The following is an 18,955-nucleotide window of genomic DNA, read 5'->3' on the forward strand; positions in this document are numbered from 1 at the left end:
TCCCTGACAGTAACAGCAATAAGGATTTCAGGCCGACGTTGAGACAGTATCTTCCATCCGGTTGTTCTCTCAACCTCGGCCTCAACCTGCCTTCAAGGGGTTTTACGTGCTAAAGTACAATTTTGACTGGTCCATCGTCACTTCCGGCAAGTATTTCGAATGGCTGGTGTCCGGGCTAAAGGTTACCCTGGAACTCTCCGTCGTCGGTATAGTCTGCGCCTTCATCCTGGGATTGCTGATCGCTGTCCTGAGGATGAGCCACTTCCGTCCCGTGCGCTGGATCGCCACCGCGTACCTCGAGTTCTTCCGGAACACGCCGCTTCTGGTCCAGATCTTCTTCTGGTACTTCGGCTCCTACAAGGTGCTCCCGACCGTGGTGAACGACTGGCTGAACAGCACGAACTTCGAGTTCGCCGCGGCCGCCATCGCGCTCACCATCTACACCTCGGCCTTCATCGCCGAGGACATCCGGTCCGGCATCCTCTCCATTCCCAAGGAGCAGATGGAGGCGGCGAGAAGCGCCGGCTTCTCCTATCTGCGCTCCATGCAGTACATCATCCTGCCGCAGGCCGTGCGCATCACCGTGCCTCCCCTGGTGAACCAGTTCCTGAACCTTGCCAAGAACTCCTCGCTTGCCATGAGCATCGGCGTCATGGAGCTCACCTACCAGGCGCGCCAGGTTGAAAGCTATACCTTCAAGGGGTTCGAGGCCTTCACCGCGGCCACCGTGGTGTACCTGGTGCTTTCCGTGATCATCACGGCGCTCATGGACCTCTACAACAAGAAGGTGCTCAACCCGCACCGCGCCTAGGACGCGCTCGCTTCGGGATCAAGAACGGCAGATTTTCCTGCGGGAAATGGAGAACATAAATGGAAGAAGCACTTAACTTTCAGGTAATCATCGACAACTTGACCTACTTCATGATCGGGCGCTACCCCAACGGCCCGCTCGGGGGGCTTGGGCTCACCATGTACCTCGCGGTGGTCTCCTGCGTCCTCTCCTTCTTCGGGGGGCTCATCCTCGGGCTTTTGAGCCTGTCGCGGCACGCGATCATCCGCCACCCGGTGAACCTCATCATCAACGCGGTGCGCGGCATCCCGCTTTTGATGGTCATCTTCTGGATGTACTTCCTGCTGCCGGCCATGATGGGCAAGACGGTGCCCGAGGCCACCACGGTCATCATGGGGCTCACCATCTTCACCTCGGCCTACATGTCGCAGATCGTGCGCGCCGGCATCCAGGGGATTCCCAAGGGGCAGACCGAGGCGGCCATATCCACGGGCCTCAAGCCCTGGCAGGCCATGCTCTACATCATCCTGCCGCAGGGGTTAAGGAACATGATCCCGTCCTTCGTGAACCAGTTCGTCTCGCTCATAAAGGACACCTCGCTCGCCTTCATCGTCGGGGTCTCCGAGCTGACCCACGTCGGCACCCAGATCAACAACAGGACCATGGCCTACCCGACCGAGATCTTTATCTTCATCGCGGGGGTCTACTTCGTGCTCTGCTTCGCCTTCACCAGCTTCTCGCGCTGGCTCGAGGGAAGGCTCACCTGGAGAAAGTCGATCTAGTCCTGTCTTTGCCGCAACGTTTCCGAACGCCCCCCTTGGTTTGCCAAGGGGGGCGTTTTTCGTTGGTGGCTGCTGAATTGACCATCCTCCCTCTCCCGGCGGGAGAGGGGATGGACGGGGGGAGGCAGGCAATGGATGGTGGTAGGCAGGGCCGGGAGAATGTTCGGTTGCCATTCGGGACGGTCTGTCCTATCCTTTGCTCTGGCTGAAATCGGCTAATGTGACGGCAGGGGAGGGGAGATCATGAAGGCTGAGGTCGTTTCGGTGCGCTACCGCATCCCGCTTACCGAGGTGCAGGCGGAGAAACTCAGGCGCACATGGCCCAACGGCGAGCCGTTCTACCCGTACGAGAAGATGGAGCGCTACCTGGAGCCGCTCCTCGTCGAGGACCTGAACTGGCACCACTACTCAGGAGATTACATCTACTTCACCGTGTACGGCGACGACATCGAGGCGACCCTTGCCGACGCCCTCAAGGTTTTCGAGGAGAGGCTCGCGCTTTTGGAGGGCAAAAGACGATGAGAAGGATACTGCAGGCTGTCATCTTTCTTTTCTGCACGAACGCCGTTTTCCCGGTTGGGGGCGGCGTCGCTTTGGGCGCACAGGGGGCGGGAGAAGCCGATCTCGCGCGTCAGGTGCTCGCCGAGACCAACCTGGCCCGCACCGCACCGCAGCGCTACGCGAACTACCTGAGGGAGTTTCGGAAGCGTTTCGTGGGGAAGGCGTACCGGGTGCCGGGGACCTTCAACATGGTGATGACCTCGGAGGGGACGGCGGCGCTTGACGAGGCGGTGCGCTATCTCGCGCGCCAGCGCCCGGTGCCGGCGCTTTCCTGGTCGCCTGGACTTGCCGAGGCCGCAGACGACCTGGTCCGGGAGCAGACCGCTTCGGGGGAGACGGGGCATGGGGATGCAGGAGGCATCAAGGGGAGGATCGAAGACCACGGTTCCTGGAGCTCGACCATCGGAGAGAACATAAGCTACGGCCCGGACACCGCACGCATGGTGGTGATGGGGCTCATCATCGACGACGGGGTCCGGAACCGGGGACACCGCAAAAACATCTTCAACCGCGCCTTCGCCACGGCGGGCGCCGCATGCGGGCCGCACCCGGTGTACCGCACCATCTGCGTCATGGACTTCGCCGGCGGGTTCAAGGAGCGCTAGCGCTACCCCCGGTTGATGAGGAGTGCCAAGCTCAGCCGGTTTCCGGCGGGGAGCTTGCCGTAGACCGAAGTGAGGTGCGCCTTCACGGTGCGCTCCACGATGCCAAGCTCGGCGGCGATCTCGAGGTTGGTCCTCCCCCCGGCGATCAGTTCGGCCACCTTCCGCTCCATGGGGCTAAGCGGCGCCAGGAGCTCATCGAGCCGCCTTTCCCTTCCTGCCGCTGCGTTTTGCGCCGCCTCCAGGATCAGTTGCTGGATCACCTGCTGCCCGAGCCATACCCCGCCCCCGTCGATCACGTTCAGCGCTTCCTTTAGACGCTCCGCCGAGATGTACGTGTTGGCGTACCCCACGATCCCCACCTTTAAAAAAGCGAGACCCTCGTCCGGCTCAGGCCGGTCGGAGAGGAGAAAAAGTCTCGATGCCGGCGACGCGGCGCGCAGGGCGGCGCACTCCGCCTGGTCCACCAGGTCGCGGTGCAGCATGACCAGGTCGGGCCTTGCCGAAGGGACCGTCCGCCTCAGCTCATCGAGGGTGCGAACCTGTACGATCTCGTTTCCTTCGGCAAGCAGTCCCTGCCAACGGGTGAGGACGGTGCCGCTTGCGCTTGCCAGCAGGATGATCATGCGTTACCTCTCGCGCAGTGCGCTGTACTTCGCCTTCAGAATTGGTTTGAGGATGTACGAGAGGATGGTGCGCTTGCCGGCCAGGATGTCGACCGTGGCGACCATGCCCGGAATGATCGGGAGCGGCTTGTCCTTGGTTCCCAGGTAGTTGCGGTCCGTCCTGAGCGTCACCAGGTAATAGCTCTCTTTCTTTTCGTCGGTGATGCTGTCGGCCCCGATCTGTTCAAGCCGCGCATCGAGCCCGCCGTAGATGGTGTAGTCGTAGGCGGAGAACTTCACCATCGCCTTCTGGTTCGGCTTCAGGAACCCGATGTCGGCCGGCTTGATCTTCGCCTCGATGAGGAGGGTCCCCTCGTTCGGGACGATCTCGACGATGTTCATGCCCGGCTGGATGACGCCCCCTATCGTGTTAACGAGGATGCGGTTCACCGTGCCGTTAACCGGAGAGCGCACCAGGGTGCGGTCCAGGCGGTCCTTCAACGCCATTGAGGAGGCGGCCTCCTCGCCCAGCTGCGCCGCAACATCGTTGTACTCGGTCTTCGCCTTGTTGGAGAAGTTCAGTTTCAGTTCCCGCATTGCGGAGTAGCTCTCGCTGATCTTCGACTGAATGCGCGGGATCGACTGCTTGATGGTCTCAATCTCCCCCTTCATCTCGCTCGCCTTGCGCTCGAGCTGCAAGAGTTCCATGTCGGAGACGGCACCCTTCGCGACAAGCGGCCGCGTGATGTTGATCTCCTTTTGGTAAAGGGAGTAGGTCTGGCTGAGCTCCTTGAGTCTCGTGTTCAGCTCCCTTAATTCCCCCTGGCGCTGGTCGATCTGCGACTGTTTCACGTCGAGGGAGTTCTTCAGTTCGGCGCGGCGCGATTCGAACAGGGCGCGCTCGCTCGCTGCAATGGCGGGGGGGGCGTCGGGGGGTGGGGTGAAACTCATGCTACCCGCCGCCTCGGCGCGCAGACGGGCGGCCTTGGCCTTGTTGGCACCGGATTTTGCCTGGCTCTGCTCCAGGGAGGAGACGAAGCGGGTCTCGTCGATCTTCAGAAGGAGCTGCCCCTTCTTCACCGGGTCGCCCACCTTCACGTGCAGCTCGGAGAGGATGCCCCCCTCCAGGTTCTGGATCACCTGCACCTGGCTGGCCGGGATCACCTTTCCTTCGCCCCGCGTGGTCTGCTCCACCTCGGAAACACCGGCCCAGATGAGGAAGATGACGAAGAGTAGCAGGGTCGACCAGAGGATGGCGCTCCCGCCGCGCGGGGACTGCACCAGGATCGAGGTCTTGATGTCGGTCACGAAGTCAACGTCTTCATCGGGCATCCTGCGGAACACCCCATTCGCTTTGTTCTTGTTTATCTCCACGACATTTCTCCGCTAGATGTTCAGATGCCCGCGTTGCAGCGCTTCGAGGACCGCCCCTTTCGGGCCGTCGGCTACCACGGTGCCGTTGTCGATGACGATGATGCGGTCCACGAGCTCGAGCAGCGAGGCACGGTGCGTGATCAGGATCATGGTCTTTTCCTTCGCCCCCTCGGCCAGGTTGTTCTTGAGTCTCAGCTCGGAACGGCTGTCCATGTTGCTGGTCGGCTCGTCGAGGACCAGGACCGGCGGGTCGAGCAGGAGCGCCCGGGCGATGGCGACGCACTGGCGCTGCCCGCCGGAGAGCCCGCGGCCGAACTCCGCCACCTCCATGTCGAAGCCGAGCGGGTGTTTCTTAACGAACTCGCCGACGCCTGCGAGCTCAGCGGCACGCATGATGGAGTGGTCGTCGACGTCGTCCGCGCCAAGGGTCAGGTTCTCGCGCACCGTCCCCTTGAAGAGCGAGATGTCCTGCGGAACGTACCCCACGTAGTGGCGCAGCTCAGCGGGGTCGATCTGTCTCAGGTCGGTGTCGTCCATGGTGACCATGCCGCTTTCCGGCTCGAAGAGACCCAGGAGCAGCTTGCCGAGCGTGGTCTTTCCGGAACCGATCGGGCCGATGATCCCCACCTTTTCCCCCGCCTCGATGTTCAGGGTGATGTTGTTCAGCGCGTTCACCGACTGACCCGGATAGGCGAAGGAGAGCCCGCGTACGCCGATCCCCCCGTGGAAGCGGGTGCGGTGCAGGAAGGTCTTGCCGGCCGGACGCTCCACCGGGAGCTTCATGATGTCGTCGAGGGTCTTGTACGCTTCTTTCGCACGGTGGAAGCGGGTGGCGAGGTTCGCTACCTGGGCGACCGGGGCCACCACCTGCCGGGAGAGGATCACGAGTGCCACGAGCCCCCCCTGGGTGAGCTTGCCGACCGAGATGGCGTAGACGCCGGCGACGACGAGGCCGACGACGGCCAGGTTCTGCACCAGGTAGGCGACCTGGTTCACCGAGGAGGAGAGAAAGCGCGAGCGTGCGCTCCATGTCGCGATGTAGCCTACCGCGTCCTCCCAACTGCGCTGCACGTGGGATTCCGCACCGAGCATCTTAACGGTCTCGAGCCCGGCGAGTCCCTCGACCAGGATGGCGTTTTTCTGACTGGAGGCGGCGAAGGTGTTTTCCACCGCACGGCGCAGGGGCGCCTGGATGCAAGCTGCGTAGGCGATCATTATGACGATGCTGACGATGAAGATGGCGAGAATGACCTCGCCGCCGATGTACCAGATGACCCCGAGCCCGAGTATCACGAAGGGGACGTCGATCAGGGTGGTGATGGAGAAGGAGGTGATGAAGTCGAGGATGGACTCGAATTCCCGCAGGTTGTTGGAGAAGGAGCCAACCGACTGGGGCCTCACCTCTAGGCGCAGGTTGAGGACGCGCTGCAAAAGAACCGATGAAATCCGGAGGTTTGCCTTTTTCCCCGCCTCGTCGATGAAGTAACCGCGCAGCCCCTGCATCAGCATGCCGAAGAGGTAGACGACGGTGACCCCGATGGAGAGCACCCAGAGCGTCTCAAAGGCGCTGTTGGGGATGACCCGATCGTAGACGTTCAAGACGTAGAAGGTGCTGACGAGGCCGAAGACGTTGATGAGCAGGGAGGCGACGACGACGTCGCGGTAGATGCGCCAGGAGGAGGTGAGGGTGCCCCAGAACCAGTGCCCGGTCCCCTCGGCCTCGCGGGCGACGCCACCCTCCCTGCCGAGGCGGTACTTTGGGCGGACGAAGATGGCGAACCCTGCGTAAAGCTTCTCGAGCTCGGCACGGGTGACGCTCTTTTCGCCCGTCCCCGTCTCGGGCAGTAGGATCTTGAAGGTGTCCTCCTCGAGGTCGCGCTCCACCACCGCCACGGCCTGGCGGTTGTGCAAAAGCAGGATAGCCGGTAATTGCAGCTGACTTATGCGCGCCAGTGGTCGCTTGACGACACGGCTGGAGAGACCGGCGCGCTCGGCGCAGCGCGGAAAAAGCTCCACCGTCACGCGGTTTTGCACGAGCGGCAGGCCCGCTACGATACCGGTGCGCGAGGCCGGCAGCCCATGCAGCTTGGCAACCAGCATCAGCGAGTCGAGAAGGGGATCGTCGTGACGATCCATGTCCTCGCCGAGGTTCCACTGTGTTTCAGGGGGGGTTCTATCTGTCTCTTGCACGTCGCTTCCTCTTTATGCAGGCCACCCGTCAAAACAAAAAGGTGGGTTATTGTAGCATAATAGGTTTCACATTGATAATCGTTTTGCGTTATACTTGGGCCTGTTGTCCGGTGTCAATGATTTTCGGTTAATTACGTCGTCCGTAGAATCACAGAGAGGAAACCGCATGCTCTACATAGAGAGAGGAGAGGACGGCAAAATCGTCGCCCTGCACAAAACCCCCATCACCCAGGACGCCGAGCAGAAGCCGCTGATGGACACGGAGGTGCTCGCCTTCTTGAACGAGAGCGGCGCCTGGGGCGAGTCGCTTGCCTTCTCGGACGCCGCCACGGTCCGCGTCATCGAGGACTTGGTCGACCTTCTGGTCAGAAAGAACGTCATCAACTTCACCGAGCTTCCCGAGCAGGCGCAGCAGAGGATCAAGACGCGCCAGAGCCTGCGCGAGAAGATCTCCACCAGCGATCTCCTCGTGCACGACATCATCTAAGCGGCGGTAAAGGAGGAGAGCGGCCGCGGCCTGCCGAAGAAGTAACCCTGCATCGCGTCGAGGTTCAGCTCCTTCAACACCGCCGCCTGCTCTTCGGATTCGACCCCTTCTGCCACCACGGCGATGTCGATGCTGTGCGCCACGCTGCAGAGCGAGGCGACGTAGAAGCCGCTGTCGTTCTCCCCGCTTAAGAGCTCGCCTGTGTAGGCGCGGTCGATCTTCACGTACTCGGGACGCAGCGACTTCAGGTAGCCAAGTTTCGAGAAGCTCCTGCCGTAGTGGTCGAGACCGATGCCGTGTCCGCACGCCCGCACCGCGGCGGCGAATTCCCTGATCATTTCCAGATGCTGCACCGCGGCGAACTCCGAGAACTCGAAATTTATGTGCGGTGCGCCGGCCGGAAGCCCCTTCAGGTAGCCGTGGAGCCAGCCCCGGAACGCCTCGTCCTCAAGCGAGGTGGGGGAGATGTTGACCGCGATGCGTTCCACGCCGATGCTGCGGAAGTCAAAGCGCAGCGCCTCCTCGATCACCATGCGGTCGATGGCGGAAACAAGCTTCAGGCGCTCGGCGATCGGCAGGAAGAGGGCGGCGTCGAGTGCCGTGCCGTCCTCCTGGGCGATGCGGGCGAAGAGTTCCAGCTGCCGCACGCCGCGCTCCTTAGTGTTCGCGATCACCGCCTGGGCGTCGAGCGTCACGCGCCGTTCCTCGAGCGCCTTGACGAGTGATTCCTTCCACTGCTGCTGCCCCATGGGGAGCGCCGATTCCCCGCTCACCGCGCGCAGTTCCCAACCGTTAGCCCCTTTGCTTTGCGCGGCCGAGAGTGCAAGGTCCGCCTCGGAGAGAAGCCGCGACAGGGTGACGCTCCCCTCGTAGGCCGCAACGCCAAGGTTCGCAATGTTGTCGGAGAGCGACAGCCTCTCACGGGCGAGGCGCCCGAGCTCGCCCGCAATCTCGGTGGCGACGATTTCCGCTTCGGCAGAGGAGTGGTGCGGCAAGAAGATGCCGAAGTCGCCGCCGGTGAGTCTGCTCAGCACCGCGTCGCCGTAGCCGGAAACCGCTTCCTGCAACAGCAAGGCGACCCGCTTCAAAAGCTCGTCCCCCGCCTGCAGTCCACGTTCCGTGTTGAGCGCCTCCAGGGCGTGCACGCGGGCGAGGATGAGCAGGCCACGCCCCTGCCCCTCGCCTAGATCGGCTCCCACCTGGGTCTCGAAGTAGCGCCGGTTTCCGATGCCGGTCAGCGGGTCGTGGTAGGCCCGCTCCTGCAGCCCCTCGGCCCTTGCCGCCTGTTCCCCGAACATCTCCTTCACCTTCACCGTCATCCGGTTCATCGCCTCGGCCACGCTCTTGAATTCGCGGGTGCGCGGGAGGGGATCCTGCAGCTCGTACTCGCCGCGCCCGAGGGCGTCCGCCTGGCGCTCCACGGCGGCAAGCGGCTTTAAAAGGAGCTTGAGACCAATGCCGACCGCGGCAAGCATGAAGACGGCGCAGCCTGCGAACCAGACGGTCATGGAGATCACCTCGTTCCAGAGCGTCTCGTAGGCGTAGCCCGGGTGGCTCTTCACCAGGATGGTTCCTCCCTGGTTCCAACCCGCCATCACGTCCGCCTCCGCCTCGGGGGTCTTAAGCGGCACGAGTTTCACGAACCACTGCGGCACGTCCTCGACCTTGACCGGGAGCGTCCTGTCTATAAGCACCTCGCCGCGCGGGCCGGTGTAGGTGATCCTCTGGTAGTAGCCGCGGTCGAAGAGGGCGTTGATCATACCCTCCACCGTGGTGAGGTCCTTTTGCGCCACGTGCGGGGAGATGGAGAGGGCGAGCGAGGTCGCGGTATCCTGCACGTGGGATTCCAGCTGGTCGGTCAGGAAGGTGCGGGTGTTGGCGAGCTTCGCGTACCAGGTCCCGGTGAAGAGGAGCAGGAAAAGGACGACGGTGAAGATGATGAGCTGTCGATACAGAGTCATATGTTTTTCCTTTGCCCGTTACAGTTTGTTCTCGGACATCTTCTGCAAAAGATCCTGCCAGAGCCTCAGCCGGTTCGACTTGCCGGCGAGCTTTCCCTTGCCCCTTTGCTTGGCGAGCCACAGCCCGGAGCCGTTGAAGCTCAGAATCGGCATGAGGTCGGTGCGTCTGGAGGCGTGGTCTATGGAGTCGACCAGGTTGTCGAGCACGAGCGGCTCGGCCTCAGGGTCGCTGTAGTAGGTGAGTACCATGTGATGGATGTTGTAGCGCAGCGCCTTAACGTAGGTGATGCGCAGCTTGTCGTCGTCGACCCCCATCGCCTTCAGGGTGAAGTACTTGGCGATGGCGAAGTCCTCGCAGTCGCCGGCCCCCTTCGCCAGGAACTCCACCGGGGTCGCCCAGTAGTCCTCGACACCCCACACCTCGCGGTCGGAAGCGAAGCGTATCCGCTCGTTGAAGAAGCGGTTCACCTTCTCGAGCTTGTCGCGGTCGTGGCGGCTCCTGTCGTGTGCGATGAGCTCCTCCCAGGCGATCAGACGCTGGTAGGCCTCCCGGCCGTACTTCTTTTCCGCCTGCTGCAGAAGCTGCCGGTCGACGCTGAAGTTGCCGGCGGTGAAGACGGTGCCTGCAACGCAAAGCGCCGCGACAAAGGCGGCCAAGGACAGCGATAGTAGTCGTTTAAGGTAGATGCCCACGGCGCTCCAGGGAAAGCCCCTTTTGTTAAAAAAAAGCCCGGACCGTCGGTAACTCGCGGCGATCCGGGACTCTGTGTCACGTCTGTTGGCGGGAGGCTACGGCGTGCTGCTTGCCGTGGTCACCTTCCCGCTGGCGTCTGGCGCCTGCAGGCCAAGGGTCGGCAGCAGGCGCGACATCCCGTTCAGAATCCGGTATTCGGCGTACCTCTGGTCGTATTGTGCGTTCACCAGGCTTGCCTTGGCGTTGATGAGCTCGGCCTGGGTGTCGAGCAGGTCGAACATGGTCCTTCTGCCGATGGACCACTGTGCAGCGAAGGCCTCGGCGGTCTGGCCGGCCGCCTTGACGTAGTCGTCGAGGAACTTCAGGCGCTCCTGCGCCGACTTGTTGGCGTCCCAGGAGAGGCGGATGGACTGCACCGTCTGCCTTTTCGTGTTGTTGAGGATCTCCTCCGCCTCGTACACCTCGCTTCGGGTCTGCCCAAGGCGTGCCTTGTTCCAGCCGCCGTTGAAGATGTTGAAGGATATGGTGGCGGTCCCGAGGAACTCCTCGCGGCGTCCCGGCAAGTCGTTGTAATCCTTTTGCCAGCGATAATCAAGGGCGAGATCGAGGGTGGGGTAAAGAAGGCTCTTCGCGGCTTCGTGTTGTGCCTTTCTCTCCTGCAGGTCGGCACCGGCCGACTTCAAGGTGCGGTTACCCTGTACGGCGAGGTCTTCGGCCTCTTCCTTGGTCTTCGGGAGCTCCGCAATTACCGAGGGCGGGTCGGCGAGTTCGCCGGGGAGGTAGCCTACCACGGCCTGGTAATCGGCGAGACTGTCGTCGAGGTTCGCTTGTGCTGCGGCGACGTTGGCTTGGGCGAGGGCCAGACGACCCTTCACCTGCTCGAAGTCGGCGCGGCGGTCCACGCCGGATTCGCTTCTGAGCCTTACCTGGTCATGGATCCTCAGGTGGTTGGTCAGGTTCTCCTGGGCGAGCGCCAGGAGTTTCTCGTTTCTAAGTACATTCAGGTACACCCTGGAGGCGAGTAGGGCGTTGTTTTCGGCGGTCCCCCCGAGGAGGTACTCGCGGGACCTCGCCCGTGCTTCCTGGCGTTCCACTTCGTGCTGCGTGCCGAAGAAGCGGAAGACGTTCTGGCGCACGCTCACCACGGCGGTGGCGGGGGCGACGGTGTTGAAGGTCGGCTCATGCTGGCGCGATACCCCTGCCGACGCGGATGCGTCGATGGTGGGAAGGTACCCCGCCTTGGCCTGGCGCACCTCTCTCTCGCGCGCCACCTTGTTGTAGTACTGTGCCCGGACTTCGGGGTTGGATTGCAACATGTACTTCACGGCTTCCTGGAGGGTCTCGGCGTGGGCCGTACCCGCCGCAGAGGTTAACATGCCAAGCGCCACTACGGTCATTACCTTACTGGTCAGTGCCATAAACTACCTTCCTGTTCGTGGTATGAAAGTCAACCACCATTGCACATGCCTAATAGTGGGCACGATAAATGGATCACTCATGTTGATACACATATTATATGTGAATAATAAATTTGCAAATGGTAATTTTGTATGGTTAATTATATGTAAAGAGGCCAGTAGTCAAGTATAAAAATTTCTAAGAAATGGGAGCATTTGACATGGCAGAATTTGATAGTAGCTTAATAGTACCTTATGGCAAGCCTATGAGGCAGGCACGCTATCCCAGTGACAGTGCGCCTCCGGGGCTCATCCAGAAACCGAAACGGAGACGTGACTTGAAAACAAATTCATTGGCCATCATGACTGCAGCACTGCTATGCGCCGCCTCCCTCCCCGGGACCGTGTCAGCAGCTACGACCTCCCCCTTCTCCATCTCCCCGATGGTGGGCGGTGTTTCCTTTGCCGGAAAAGAACACCTGGAAACCTCTCCGGTCTTTGGCTTACGTGCCGGCTACAACTTCACGAAAAACCTGGAGCTCGAGGCGCTCTACGACTACGCGAAGCTCAGAAACAGCCGTAACGGCAGCGAGTCTGACTTCAACCGCTTCGGTGGGGACCTCCTCTGGAACTTCCGCCCGAATGAGAAGTTCGTCCCGAATCTCGCCGCAGGTTACGCCGGCGTACAGCTCCCCCCCGGCACCAAGGGCGCTTTCGACCTTGGCGGGGGCTTCAAGTATTTCGTGACCGAGGATGTCGCCTGGCGTGGCGACGTACGCGGCATCTTCTACAACAACAAGTTTAAGGACTACGTGGTCGAGTACACCACGGGCCTGTACATCCCTTTCGGCGGAGCTCCTGCTGTTGCCAAACTTCCCGAGCCGCCGGCCCCGCCGCAGTCGGTACCCCGCACCATGCCGCAGGCGCAGCCGACCTTGAACCTGACCGTGCCGACTCCGCCTCCTCCGGTCGTGGTCGCGGCTCCCGAGGTGGCGCTCGCCGCCTCCCCCACTTCGATCAAGAAGGGGGAACGCTCCATTTTGAGCTGGAAGAGCAAGCGCGCCGACAACTGCGAGATGCGCCCAGATTTGGGTGACGTCGCCGTGAACGGCTCGATGACGGTGACCCCGGCGGTCGACACCGTCTACTCCCTGACCTGCACGGGCAAGGGGGGGACCGGTGCCGCCAACGCCGCGGTAATGGTGGCCCAGCCGACCAAGGCTGAGAAGAGGTTCTGCAACCAGCCCGCGGTGCTCATGATCAACTTCGACACCGACAAGTGGAACGTGAAGCCGCAGTACCACGCGGAACTCAAATCGGTGGGCGACTTCCTGAACGAGTTCCCCGAGGCGTACGGCGAGATCTCCGGCCATACCGACGGCACCGCCAGTGCCGACCACAACCAGAGACTCTCCGAGCGGCGCGCCCAGGCGGTGCGCGATTACATCGTGAAGAACTTCCACATCGATCCGAAGCGGCTGACCGCCAAGGGCTACGGCAAGAGCCGCCCCATAGCGAACAACAAGACTGCCGTGGGACGTGCGAAGAACAGGCGCATCGAGGCGAACCTCGTGTGCCGGAAAAAGGAGGCCGCTCCTGCGGTGACTCCGGCACCGGCCGTACCCCAAAAGGAGAGCTCGCTCGGAAAAAAGCCCTTAGCCCTGGCGACAGCGAAGGGTAGCGCACCGCTTGACGGTGGCGTTACCCCGGGCTCGCGCCAGGGTGAACCGGAAAAACTGTTTGTACCGCAGGTAGCCGCGCCCGGCGCGGCCCTGCCCGCAGCACAGCGCAAGGGGGAGACGGAAGCCGTTTTGCTCCCCTCTGCGCCGACAACCGCAGTAGCGGAGGGGGCCGTCCCCCCTCCGCTGCCTTCCGCGCAGCGCAAGAAGGAAATCGAATCCTCCTACGTGGACCGTCCCGTAGAGGCCGCCCCGCAAGGGGCCGCGGCACCCGCGGCGATCCCCGCGGCGCAGCTTGCACCGCAGCCTGCCCCACTTCTGGAGGGAGAACCGGCCCCCGGGGAGGTTGCCGCGGCGAAACTGCCGCCTGAACTCCCCTCTGCACAAAGGGCAAAGGAAGTGGCAGCCCCCGCCGCAAACACTCCCGCCGCACCGGAGCCGACGCTCCCCGCTGTAGCCGCACCAGAGGTACCACTGCTCGTTCCCGTTCCGGAAGCCGAGTCGGTCTCGTCCGCGCTCAGGAAGCAGGAGCCGGTGCCGCCCGCCCCCGACGAGGAACCCTTCGTCCTCAAGGGCGCCCCATCAACGCCGACGCCCGAGGGAAAGATCGCCCTGACCGGGGTCACCATCGACAAAAACGGATTGAGCCTCTTCACCAACGGCAAGGTCAGCGACTTCCGCGTGATCACCATGGTGGAGCCCTACAGCCTGGTCATCGAACTCATCGGTGCGGTGAACGGCATGGGGGCCCAAGGCGCTGCGGTCGACAAATTCGACCTCACCAACGTCCGCTTCCGCGAATTCCCCGATTATCTGCAGATCACCCTCGACGCCGGCCGGGAGGAAATCATCCCGTACCGCACCTTCAAGATCGACACGGGGTTGAGGATCAACATCAAGCCTAGAAGCACCCATCACATAGGACCCTGACCGGCGCGGGGCGCGATGCCGCTCCGGGCAGTGGATCACGATACGTGAGCTCGCTTTAGCTCACTCGTGAAGAGGAGTCGGATATGTATCACAGCGTTGCATTGCGATGGAAAACGGCCGTCGTGGTGACGGCAGTGGTGTCCCTTCTTACCGCCTCGGCTCTTTTCGCCGCCGAGCCGCAGGGCGTTGCCGCGCCCGCTCAGGAGCCGACTTCGGAGCAGGCGAACGACTTGGGGCTCGAGCTGAGACTCCAGACGGTGAAGAAGGATCTCTTGGTCTTTTTGAACTTCGCCGAGCACTTCATCGCCAGCGGCGAGACCAAGACCGCGGCGCAGCTCCAGGCACCCCTCGACGACTACTTAAGAAGGCATGTCGACTACCTGGTGACCCAGGCGGTGGACGGCTCGAACATCGAGATGACGCAGCTCTCAGCCGAGATCGCCCTCGTCAAGACGCGTCTTCTCATCGTGCTCAACTACCGGGACGACGCAGGAACCGTACTTGGCGAGATGAAGAGGCTGTACGCCCCTTACCAGAAGATGTCGGTTCAGATCCAGGGGAAAACCACCACGCTGGACGAGGCCATCCGCCAATTGGACAGCGACCTGGCGCGCATCGCCAAGAAATAACGCCAAGGAGCCGACGACATGGACATTCTGGGCCTCATCACCATCAACCCCATGAGCTTCAACATCTGGTCGCTCAGGGTCTCGCTCACCCTGACCACCTGCATCTTCGTCATCGCCATGGTCCTCGCCGTGCGCGCCTTCATCCACGCGAAGTCCATGGACCACAAGCACCTGGACAGCGTGAAGGACAAGAACGCCTCGCCGCAGGACACTTTAGCTGAAAGCGTCGCGAAGATGCTTTGGGCGACGAGCCAGAGTGACGGCGCGGCCGGGCAGCCGGCCCCGAAGGAGTTTCTCTACGATGCCACGCGCGAGGTGGCGCAGAACAATTTCAACGGCCTCTTCGTGAACCGCATTTACATGTGCGCGAACCTGCTCCCCCCGATCGGGCTCTGGGGGACCGTGGCGGGGATGATCGTCATCTTCCTCTATACCGGCGACCCGGGGAGCGCCATCAACAACGGGGCCATCGGCGCGAAGCTCTGGTCCACCTACTTCGCCCTCATGTACTACGTGCTTTTGCAGGCTATCTGCGTCTGCCTCGACGTGGTAGCGAAGCGCTCGATCAACCGCGGCCTGCAGGTGAAGATCTAGGGGGACGCCATGCGCACCGTCGGAACATCCAGAAACCAGTGGCTCATCTCCTTCACTGATGTCGCCTTTCTGCTCCTTCTGGTCTTCACCCAGATGTCGAGGATGGACACCTCCAGCAGCCAGGTAGCCGAGATGAACCTCCCCGCCCCGGTGGTGGAGCGAAGCCCCGAACTCGTGGCGATGCAGTCGAACCCCGATTACCATCAACTGCTCGTGGACCGGCACGGCGCGAGGCCTTACTGCCTCGTGCACGTCCAACGCGGCAAGGAGGCGGCGAGGACCGCGCCGCTTTCCTACGACGAGCTCTGCTCCGCGCTGAAAAACCTCCAGGAGACGAACCGGGAACATCCGCGCCCGGTGGTGGTGCCGCTTCCCGAATCGTACAGCAGCGATCTGTTGTCCGCGGCGGCGGTGGTGAGCAAGTACTGGGGCTCCGACGGGCTTGCGGTGGTGCGCACCTCGCGCACCGGTGATAAAAGATGAGCGCGCGCCTCCAGAGCACCTGCGGCTATGGCGGCACGCGGCTTAAACGGATCCTCGTTTGCGCAGACCATGAGCTGCGCCCCCCGGTCCCGACTTGGCTGCGTCTCTTCGTCGCCCTTGTGCTCGCAACGGTCGCGCTTTGCGTGAGCCGGTTTCAGATGCCGGGCGTACCGGTGTCGAAACGCACCATCATGGACGTGAGCAAACTGGATTTGAAGGCCCCACCGGTGCAACCGAAAAAGCTGGCGCCACCTATGCATCCGGTCGCGGAAAAGGTCCAGCGGCAGCGCACCGTGTACGCGCTGGATGCCAAGCCGCCGCAGTACAACGCGCCGGCGGAAGATGGAAGACGCCCGGAGAAGACCTCACCCGGCAAAGCCGCGCAGCGGCACGAGGCGAGCTACCCCTCCGAGACGCCTTACCCGGTCGTCGCCCGGTCCTATGGATATCAGAGCGGGTTCGAAGTCTCTGTTTCTCCGGTGGTGACCCGCGAGCGTCAGGCCGCTGAGGGATTCGACCCGGCCGCAGGCAGCGCCGGTACCCCGACGACGAGGCTTAGGAAGGAGGCGACCGCGGAGGTGGGGGCGCGCCCTTCGACGAAGAGCACCTATATCTATCGCATGCGCGGTGGCCCGACGGCCGCGCTCCCCTCGGCCAGCGAACCGGCCCTCTCGCCGCAGCGCCCGACCCGGCCGGTCGAGGCTGCCGCGAGCGCCCCGGCGCCGCGTGTCGCCGCGGTACGAAGTGCGCCGGAGGCGCCCATCGAGGAGCCGAAGGCAAAAAACTCCCCGGCCGCCCGGGAGCGCAGCAAGAGCCCGGCGGGAAGTGCCGCTGCCGGTTCCGATGTCTCGTTGTCGCGCGGGGTGTCACTTATGAGCCTTAAGATCTGCGACAGCGCATTACAACAGGAGGAAGCGATCAAGTCGGTGCTGAGCGTTGTCGGCTCGCGCCACAGTTGCACCAGTGACAAGGGTGAGTTCCAGTTCAAGGGAACCAAACGGGTATCGTCCTTCAACCTCATCATCTTCCCCTCCAAGGGGCGAGAGCCATCCCAGCGATGCGAGGAGTTGGAATATGCGTACGACTGCCTTAGGAAAAACTAGCCCGAAACGGATGCTTTCATTCATCATCTTCTGCGCCATCTGCCTTTTTCTGGCGGCAGCGCCCTCCTGGGGCGCCACCAAGAAAAAGGGGCACGCCGCGTCGGCGAAGAAGGAACACAAGACGGCCCCGGCCAAGGTTGCGGCCCCGGTCGCCGCCCCGCAGATCAGGGAGTGGGGCCCCTACCTCGACGTCGCCTACGAGCTGACCTACTGGGACAAGAACGAGATCAAGGATTGGCGTGAAAAACGCGACCAGGAGATCGGCGAGACCCTTGCCTCCTACATCGCCACCTGGAGCGGGAAACTCGCACCCGGACAAAAGGGAGCCGAGCGCCCCGGGGAGCAGCCGCAGCTATTTCGCGACCGCGACTACCTGAGGCTCGCCATCGCCCAGACCATTGATTACCTGCAAAGCGACAACCCCGAGAGCCTCGCCGCCGCGGCGAAGACCATCGAGAGCCTGAAGGGGAAGGCCTCGATGCCCGAGATCGCCTACTGGAGCGGTATGGTGAAGGCGCTGCAGGCGCTCGAGCGTGACGACGCCGATGATTTCGTAGCGCAGGTCTACGGCATCTGGAACGGCTCGGTCCTCTACATCGAGAAGAACGAGATCGCCACCGGGGCGACGAGCGGCGCGGTGCCGACCAACACCCCATTCTACTATCGAAACCTCATCAACCTCGTGGTGAACCGGGCCATCATCGCTCGCAAGCTGGACGGTTTGAATGCGCTCGGGCCCCTGTTCGTCATGATGAACGACAGAAACCTCGGGGAGAAGGACAGCGAAGGGAAGTACACGAAGACGCTGGTGCAGCGCATCGTGGACGGGCTTGGCGCTCCGGACTCGGACCGCTATCGGCTCAACTTCACCGTAGCTGCGATCGAATCCAAGCGCCTGCAGCAGGTGGCAAGTTCCAAGCTCGACGCCGAGGGGATGACCGAGTCGGTGCAAAAGACCTACGAGCGTGCTAAGACCTTCAACGATCTCTGCTTCAAGTGGGCGGCGGGACCTAGGTCGAGCGGCGTCGTCATGGCGGCGGTGGACTATCTGGACATGACAAGTTTCGCAATTCCGCGCCTTGCCGACAACGAGAACGCGGCAGCCTACAAGTTCTTCTCGACCCTCCCCGACCAGGAGGGGCGCACCGCCCTATTGAAGTCGATGGCGATCTTCAACGACATCGCCCCGTACTCCGCGGGAGGGTGGGAGCGGGCCGGCTACCAGAGCCGGGAGCTGTACCTGAAGTCCACGCACCGTCTCTGGCGGGCCATCATGGAGCTCTCCCTTTGGACCGGCGACTACTACCTCGTGAAGCTCAACACGACGCAGGACGCGCAGAACATCCAGAGCTACGCCACCTCTATGCAGATGGCGCTCAACTCCTACCTGAACTTCCTCACCGCGCAGCAGGGTAGGGGATTCAACGACGTCATCCCGGATTCGGCATATTTCGGGGCCTTCGAGGCCTCCGACAAGGTCTCCTATGCCTACCGCAGGGTGAGCGAGTTCAGCACGGACAACGGCGCCTACAACCTGTGGTTCACGCACCGCCTGCTCTCGGCCGAGCTCTTCCCGCTCTCGCTGCGCGAGGTGCGCCAGACCTCGGCTGCACTCAAGAAAGACGGGCGTTACAACCTGTACCTCGACTACTTCCTGCCGCTGGCGAGCCGGATCAAGCAGTCCCCGGCGATCAAGAAATGGGTGAGCGCGCAGCGTCCCGAGACGGCGACGGCGAGCTTGGCCTACATAAACGCGGTCGACAAGCTCTTCGCAGGGACGGCCCCGGCCGAGGTACCGACCGACACGCAGCTTGTCGCCTCGTTCCAGAGCATGCGCGAGGAGATGCAGAGAAACCCCGATCATCCGACGCACAACCTGTTGAAGCTCTTCTACCTGGAGGAGATCCAGAAGAACTCGAACTTCACGAAACTCGTCAAGGAGCCCAACCGGCTTGATAGGCCGTTCTGATTTCATGTTGCGCCACGAAGCGCTGTAAGTGAACTCGCGTTCCCCCCTTTGCGAAGGGGGGGCAGGGGGGATTTGCCTTTGCCCCTCAAATCATAAGAAAAGCCCTCAGTGTCAAGGAGGGCTTT

The 18,955-nt window shown here is 62.4% G+C and carries 17 protein-coding genes; 11 read left to right on the forward strand and 6 right to left on the reverse strand.

Annotation, left to right across the window (positions count from 1 at the left end; genetic code table 11):
• Window positions 1-106 precede the first annotated feature (106 nt).
• The 4 genes from E8K79_RS06435 (at window position 107) to E8K79_RS06450 (ending at window position 2,738) form a co-directional block, all read left to right on the forward strand.
• Window positions 107-811, forward strand: a complete 705-nt coding sequence (locus E8K79_RS06435; protein ID WP_135872804.1) for an amino acid ABC transporter permease — start codon at window positions 107-109, stop codon at window positions 809-811.
• A gap of 59 nt (window positions 812-870) precedes the next feature.
• A complete protein-coding gene (locus E8K79_RS06440) occupies window positions 871-1,572 on the forward strand; it encodes an amino acid ABC transporter permease (RefSeq protein WP_135872806.1) in 702 nt (233 codons plus the stop codon).
• A 243-nt stretch (window positions 1,573-1,815) separates the two neighbouring features.
• Complete coding sequence (locus E8K79_RS06445) at window positions 1,816-2,094, forward strand: hypothetical protein (protein ID WP_136514029.1); 279 nt, start codon at window positions 1,816-1,818, stop codon at window positions 2,092-2,094.
• On the forward strand, window positions 2,091-2,738 hold the full coding sequence (locus E8K79_RS06450) for a CAP domain-containing protein (RefSeq protein WP_136514032.1): 648 nt from the start codon (window positions 2,091-2,093) through the stop codon (window positions 2,736-2,738). Before E8K79_RS06445 ends, E8K79_RS06450 begins: the two co-directional genes overlap by 4 nt.
• Window positions 2,739-2,740: 2 nt before the next feature.
• On the opposite strand, the gene E8K79_RS06455 is transcribed toward E8K79_RS06450, so the two are convergent.
• Genes E8K79_RS06455 through E8K79_RS06465 form a run of 3 tightly spaced genes read right to left on the reverse strand, consistent with a single transcriptional unit; the run spans window position 2,741 to window position 6,904 of the window.
• Window positions 2,741-3,361, reverse strand: coding sequence for a helix-turn-helix transcriptional regulator (locus tag E8K79_RS06455; protein ID WP_136514033.1), 621 nt, complete (start codon window positions 3,359-3,361; stop codon window positions 2,741-2,743).
• Between the two features lie 3 nt (window positions 3,362-3,364).
• Window positions 3,365-4,714, reverse strand: a complete 1,350-nt coding sequence (locus E8K79_RS06460) for an HlyD family type I secretion periplasmic adaptor subunit (RefSeq protein WP_136514034.1) — start codon at window positions 4,712-4,714, stop codon at window positions 3,365-3,367.
• 12 nt (window positions 4,715-4,726) lie between these two features.
• On the reverse strand, window positions 4,727-6,904 hold the full coding sequence (locus E8K79_RS06465) for a type I secretion system permease/ATPase (protein WP_136514035.1): 2,178 nt from the start codon (window positions 6,902-6,904) through the stop codon (window positions 4,727-4,729).
• Between the two features lie 166 nt (window positions 6,905-7,070).
• Here E8K79_RS06465 and E8K79_RS06470 point away from each other — a divergent pair, with 166 nt between their 5' ends.
• Window positions 7,071-7,391 (forward strand): tryptophan synthase subunit beta like protein, encoded by a 321-nt coding sequence (locus E8K79_RS06470; RefSeq protein WP_136514036.1) that lies wholly within the window; start codon window positions 7,071-7,073, stop codon window positions 7,389-7,391.
• Here E8K79_RS06470 and E8K79_RS06475 read toward each other — a convergent pair.
• From E8K79_RS06475 to E8K79_RS06485, 3 genes are all read right to left on the reverse strand, one after another.
• A complete protein-coding gene (locus E8K79_RS06475) occupies window positions 7,388-9,352 on the reverse strand; it encodes a bifunctional diguanylate cyclase/phosphodiesterase (RefSeq protein WP_136514037.1) in 1,965 nt (654 codons plus the stop codon). The genes E8K79_RS06470 and E8K79_RS06475 overlap by 4 nt on opposite strands.
• Before the next feature lie 18 nt (window positions 9,353-9,370).
• Window positions 9,371-10,045 (reverse strand): transglutaminase-like cysteine peptidase, encoded by a 675-nt coding sequence (locus E8K79_RS06480; RefSeq protein ID WP_135872822.1) that lies wholly within the window; start codon window positions 10,043-10,045, stop codon window positions 9,371-9,373.
• A gap of 96 nt (window positions 10,046-10,141) precedes the next feature.
• Entirely contained in the window at window positions 10,142-11,464 is a 1,323-nt protein-coding gene (locus E8K79_RS06485; RefSeq protein ID WP_136514038.1) for a TolC family outer membrane protein, read from the reverse strand.
• A gap of 317 nt (window positions 11,465-11,781) precedes the next feature.
• On the opposite strand from E8K79_RS06485, the gene E8K79_RS06490 reads away from it, so the two are divergent.
• From E8K79_RS06490 to E8K79_RS06515, 6 genes are all read left to right on the forward strand, one after another.
• Entirely contained in the window at window positions 11,782-14,052 is a 2,271-nt protein-coding gene (locus E8K79_RS06490; protein WP_162604615.1) for an OmpA family protein, read from the forward strand.
• 83 nt (window positions 14,053-14,135) lie between these two features.
• Window positions 14,136-14,681: a hypothetical protein gene (locus E8K79_RS06495; protein ID WP_135872827.1), complete on the forward strand. Its 546-nt coding sequence runs from the start codon at window positions 14,136-14,138 to the stop codon at window positions 14,679-14,681.
• An 18-nt stretch (window positions 14,682-14,699) separates the two neighbouring features.
• Window positions 14,700-15,275, forward strand: a complete 576-nt coding sequence (locus tag E8K79_RS06500) for a hypothetical protein (RefSeq protein ID WP_135872829.1) — start codon at window positions 14,700-14,702, stop codon at window positions 15,273-15,275.
• Between the two features lie 9 nt (window positions 15,276-15,284).
• Window positions 15,285-15,758 (forward strand): hypothetical protein, encoded by a 474-nt coding sequence (locus E8K79_RS06505; protein ID WP_135872831.1) that lies wholly within the window; start codon window positions 15,285-15,287, stop codon window positions 15,756-15,758.
• Entirely contained in the window at window positions 15,755-16,861 is a 1,107-nt protein-coding gene (locus E8K79_RS06510) for a hypothetical protein (RefSeq protein ID WP_136514040.1), read from the forward strand. Before E8K79_RS06505 ends, E8K79_RS06510 begins: the two co-directional genes overlap by 4 nt.
• Window positions 16,833-18,830, forward strand: a complete 1,998-nt coding sequence (locus E8K79_RS06515) for a hypothetical protein (RefSeq protein ID WP_162604616.1) — start codon at window positions 16,833-16,835, stop codon at window positions 18,828-18,830. Before E8K79_RS06510 ends, E8K79_RS06515 begins: the two co-directional genes overlap by 29 nt.
• The last annotated feature ends 125 nt before the right edge of the window (window positions 18,831-18,955 follow it).

The sequence above is a fragment of the Geomonas edaphica genome (assembly GCF_004917075.1).
GTDB classification, from domain to species: domain Bacteria; phylum Desulfobacterota; class Desulfuromonadia; order Geobacterales; family Geobacteraceae; genus Geomonas; species Geomonas edaphica.

Bases quoted from the DNA above. Each gene is read 5' to 3' on its own strand.
- E8K79_RS06515 (WP_162604616.1), top strand. From the start codon at position 16,833: ATGCGTACGACTGCCTTAGGAAAAACTAGCCCGAAACGGATGCTTTCA.
- E8K79_RS06470 (WP_136514036.1), top strand. From the start codon at position 7,071: ATGCTCTACATAGAGAGAGGAGAGGACGGCAAAATCGTCGCCCTGCAC.
- E8K79_RS06495 (WP_135872827.1), top strand. From the start codon at position 14,136: ATGTATCACAGCGTTGCATTGCGATGGAAAACGGCCGTCGTGGTGACG.
- E8K79_RS06450 (WP_136514032.1), top strand. From the start codon at position 2,091: ATGAGAAGGATACTGCAGGCTGTCATCTTTCTTTTCTGCACGAACGCC.
- E8K79_RS06485 (WP_136514038.1), bottom strand. From the start codon at position 11,464: ATGGCACTGACCAGTAAGGTAATGACCGTAGTGGCGCTTGGCATGTTA.
- E8K79_RS06510 (WP_136514040.1), top strand. From the start codon at position 15,755: ATGAGCGCGCGCCTCCAGAGCACCTGCGGCTATGGCGGCACGCGGCTT.
- E8K79_RS06500 (WP_135872829.1), top strand. From the start codon at position 14,700: ATGGACATTCTGGGCCTCATCACCATCAACCCCATGAGCTTCAACATC.
- E8K79_RS06440 (WP_135872806.1), top strand. From the start codon at position 871: ATGGAAGAAGCACTTAACTTTCAGGTAATCATCGACAACTTGACCTAC.
- E8K79_RS06455 (WP_136514033.1), bottom strand. From the start codon at position 3,361: ATGATCATCCTGCTGGCAAGCGCAAGCGGCACCGTCCTCACCCGTTGG.
- E8K79_RS06445 (WP_136514029.1), top strand. From the start codon at position 1,816: ATGAAGGCTGAGGTCGTTTCGGTGCGCTACCGCATCCCGCTTACCGAG.
- E8K79_RS06505 (WP_135872831.1), top strand. From the start codon at position 15,285: ATGCGCACCGTCGGAACATCCAGAAACCAGTGGCTCATCTCCTTCACT.
- E8K79_RS06475 (WP_136514037.1), bottom strand. From the start codon at position 9,352: ATGACTCTGTATCGACAGCTCATCATCTTCACCGTCGTCCTTTTCCTG.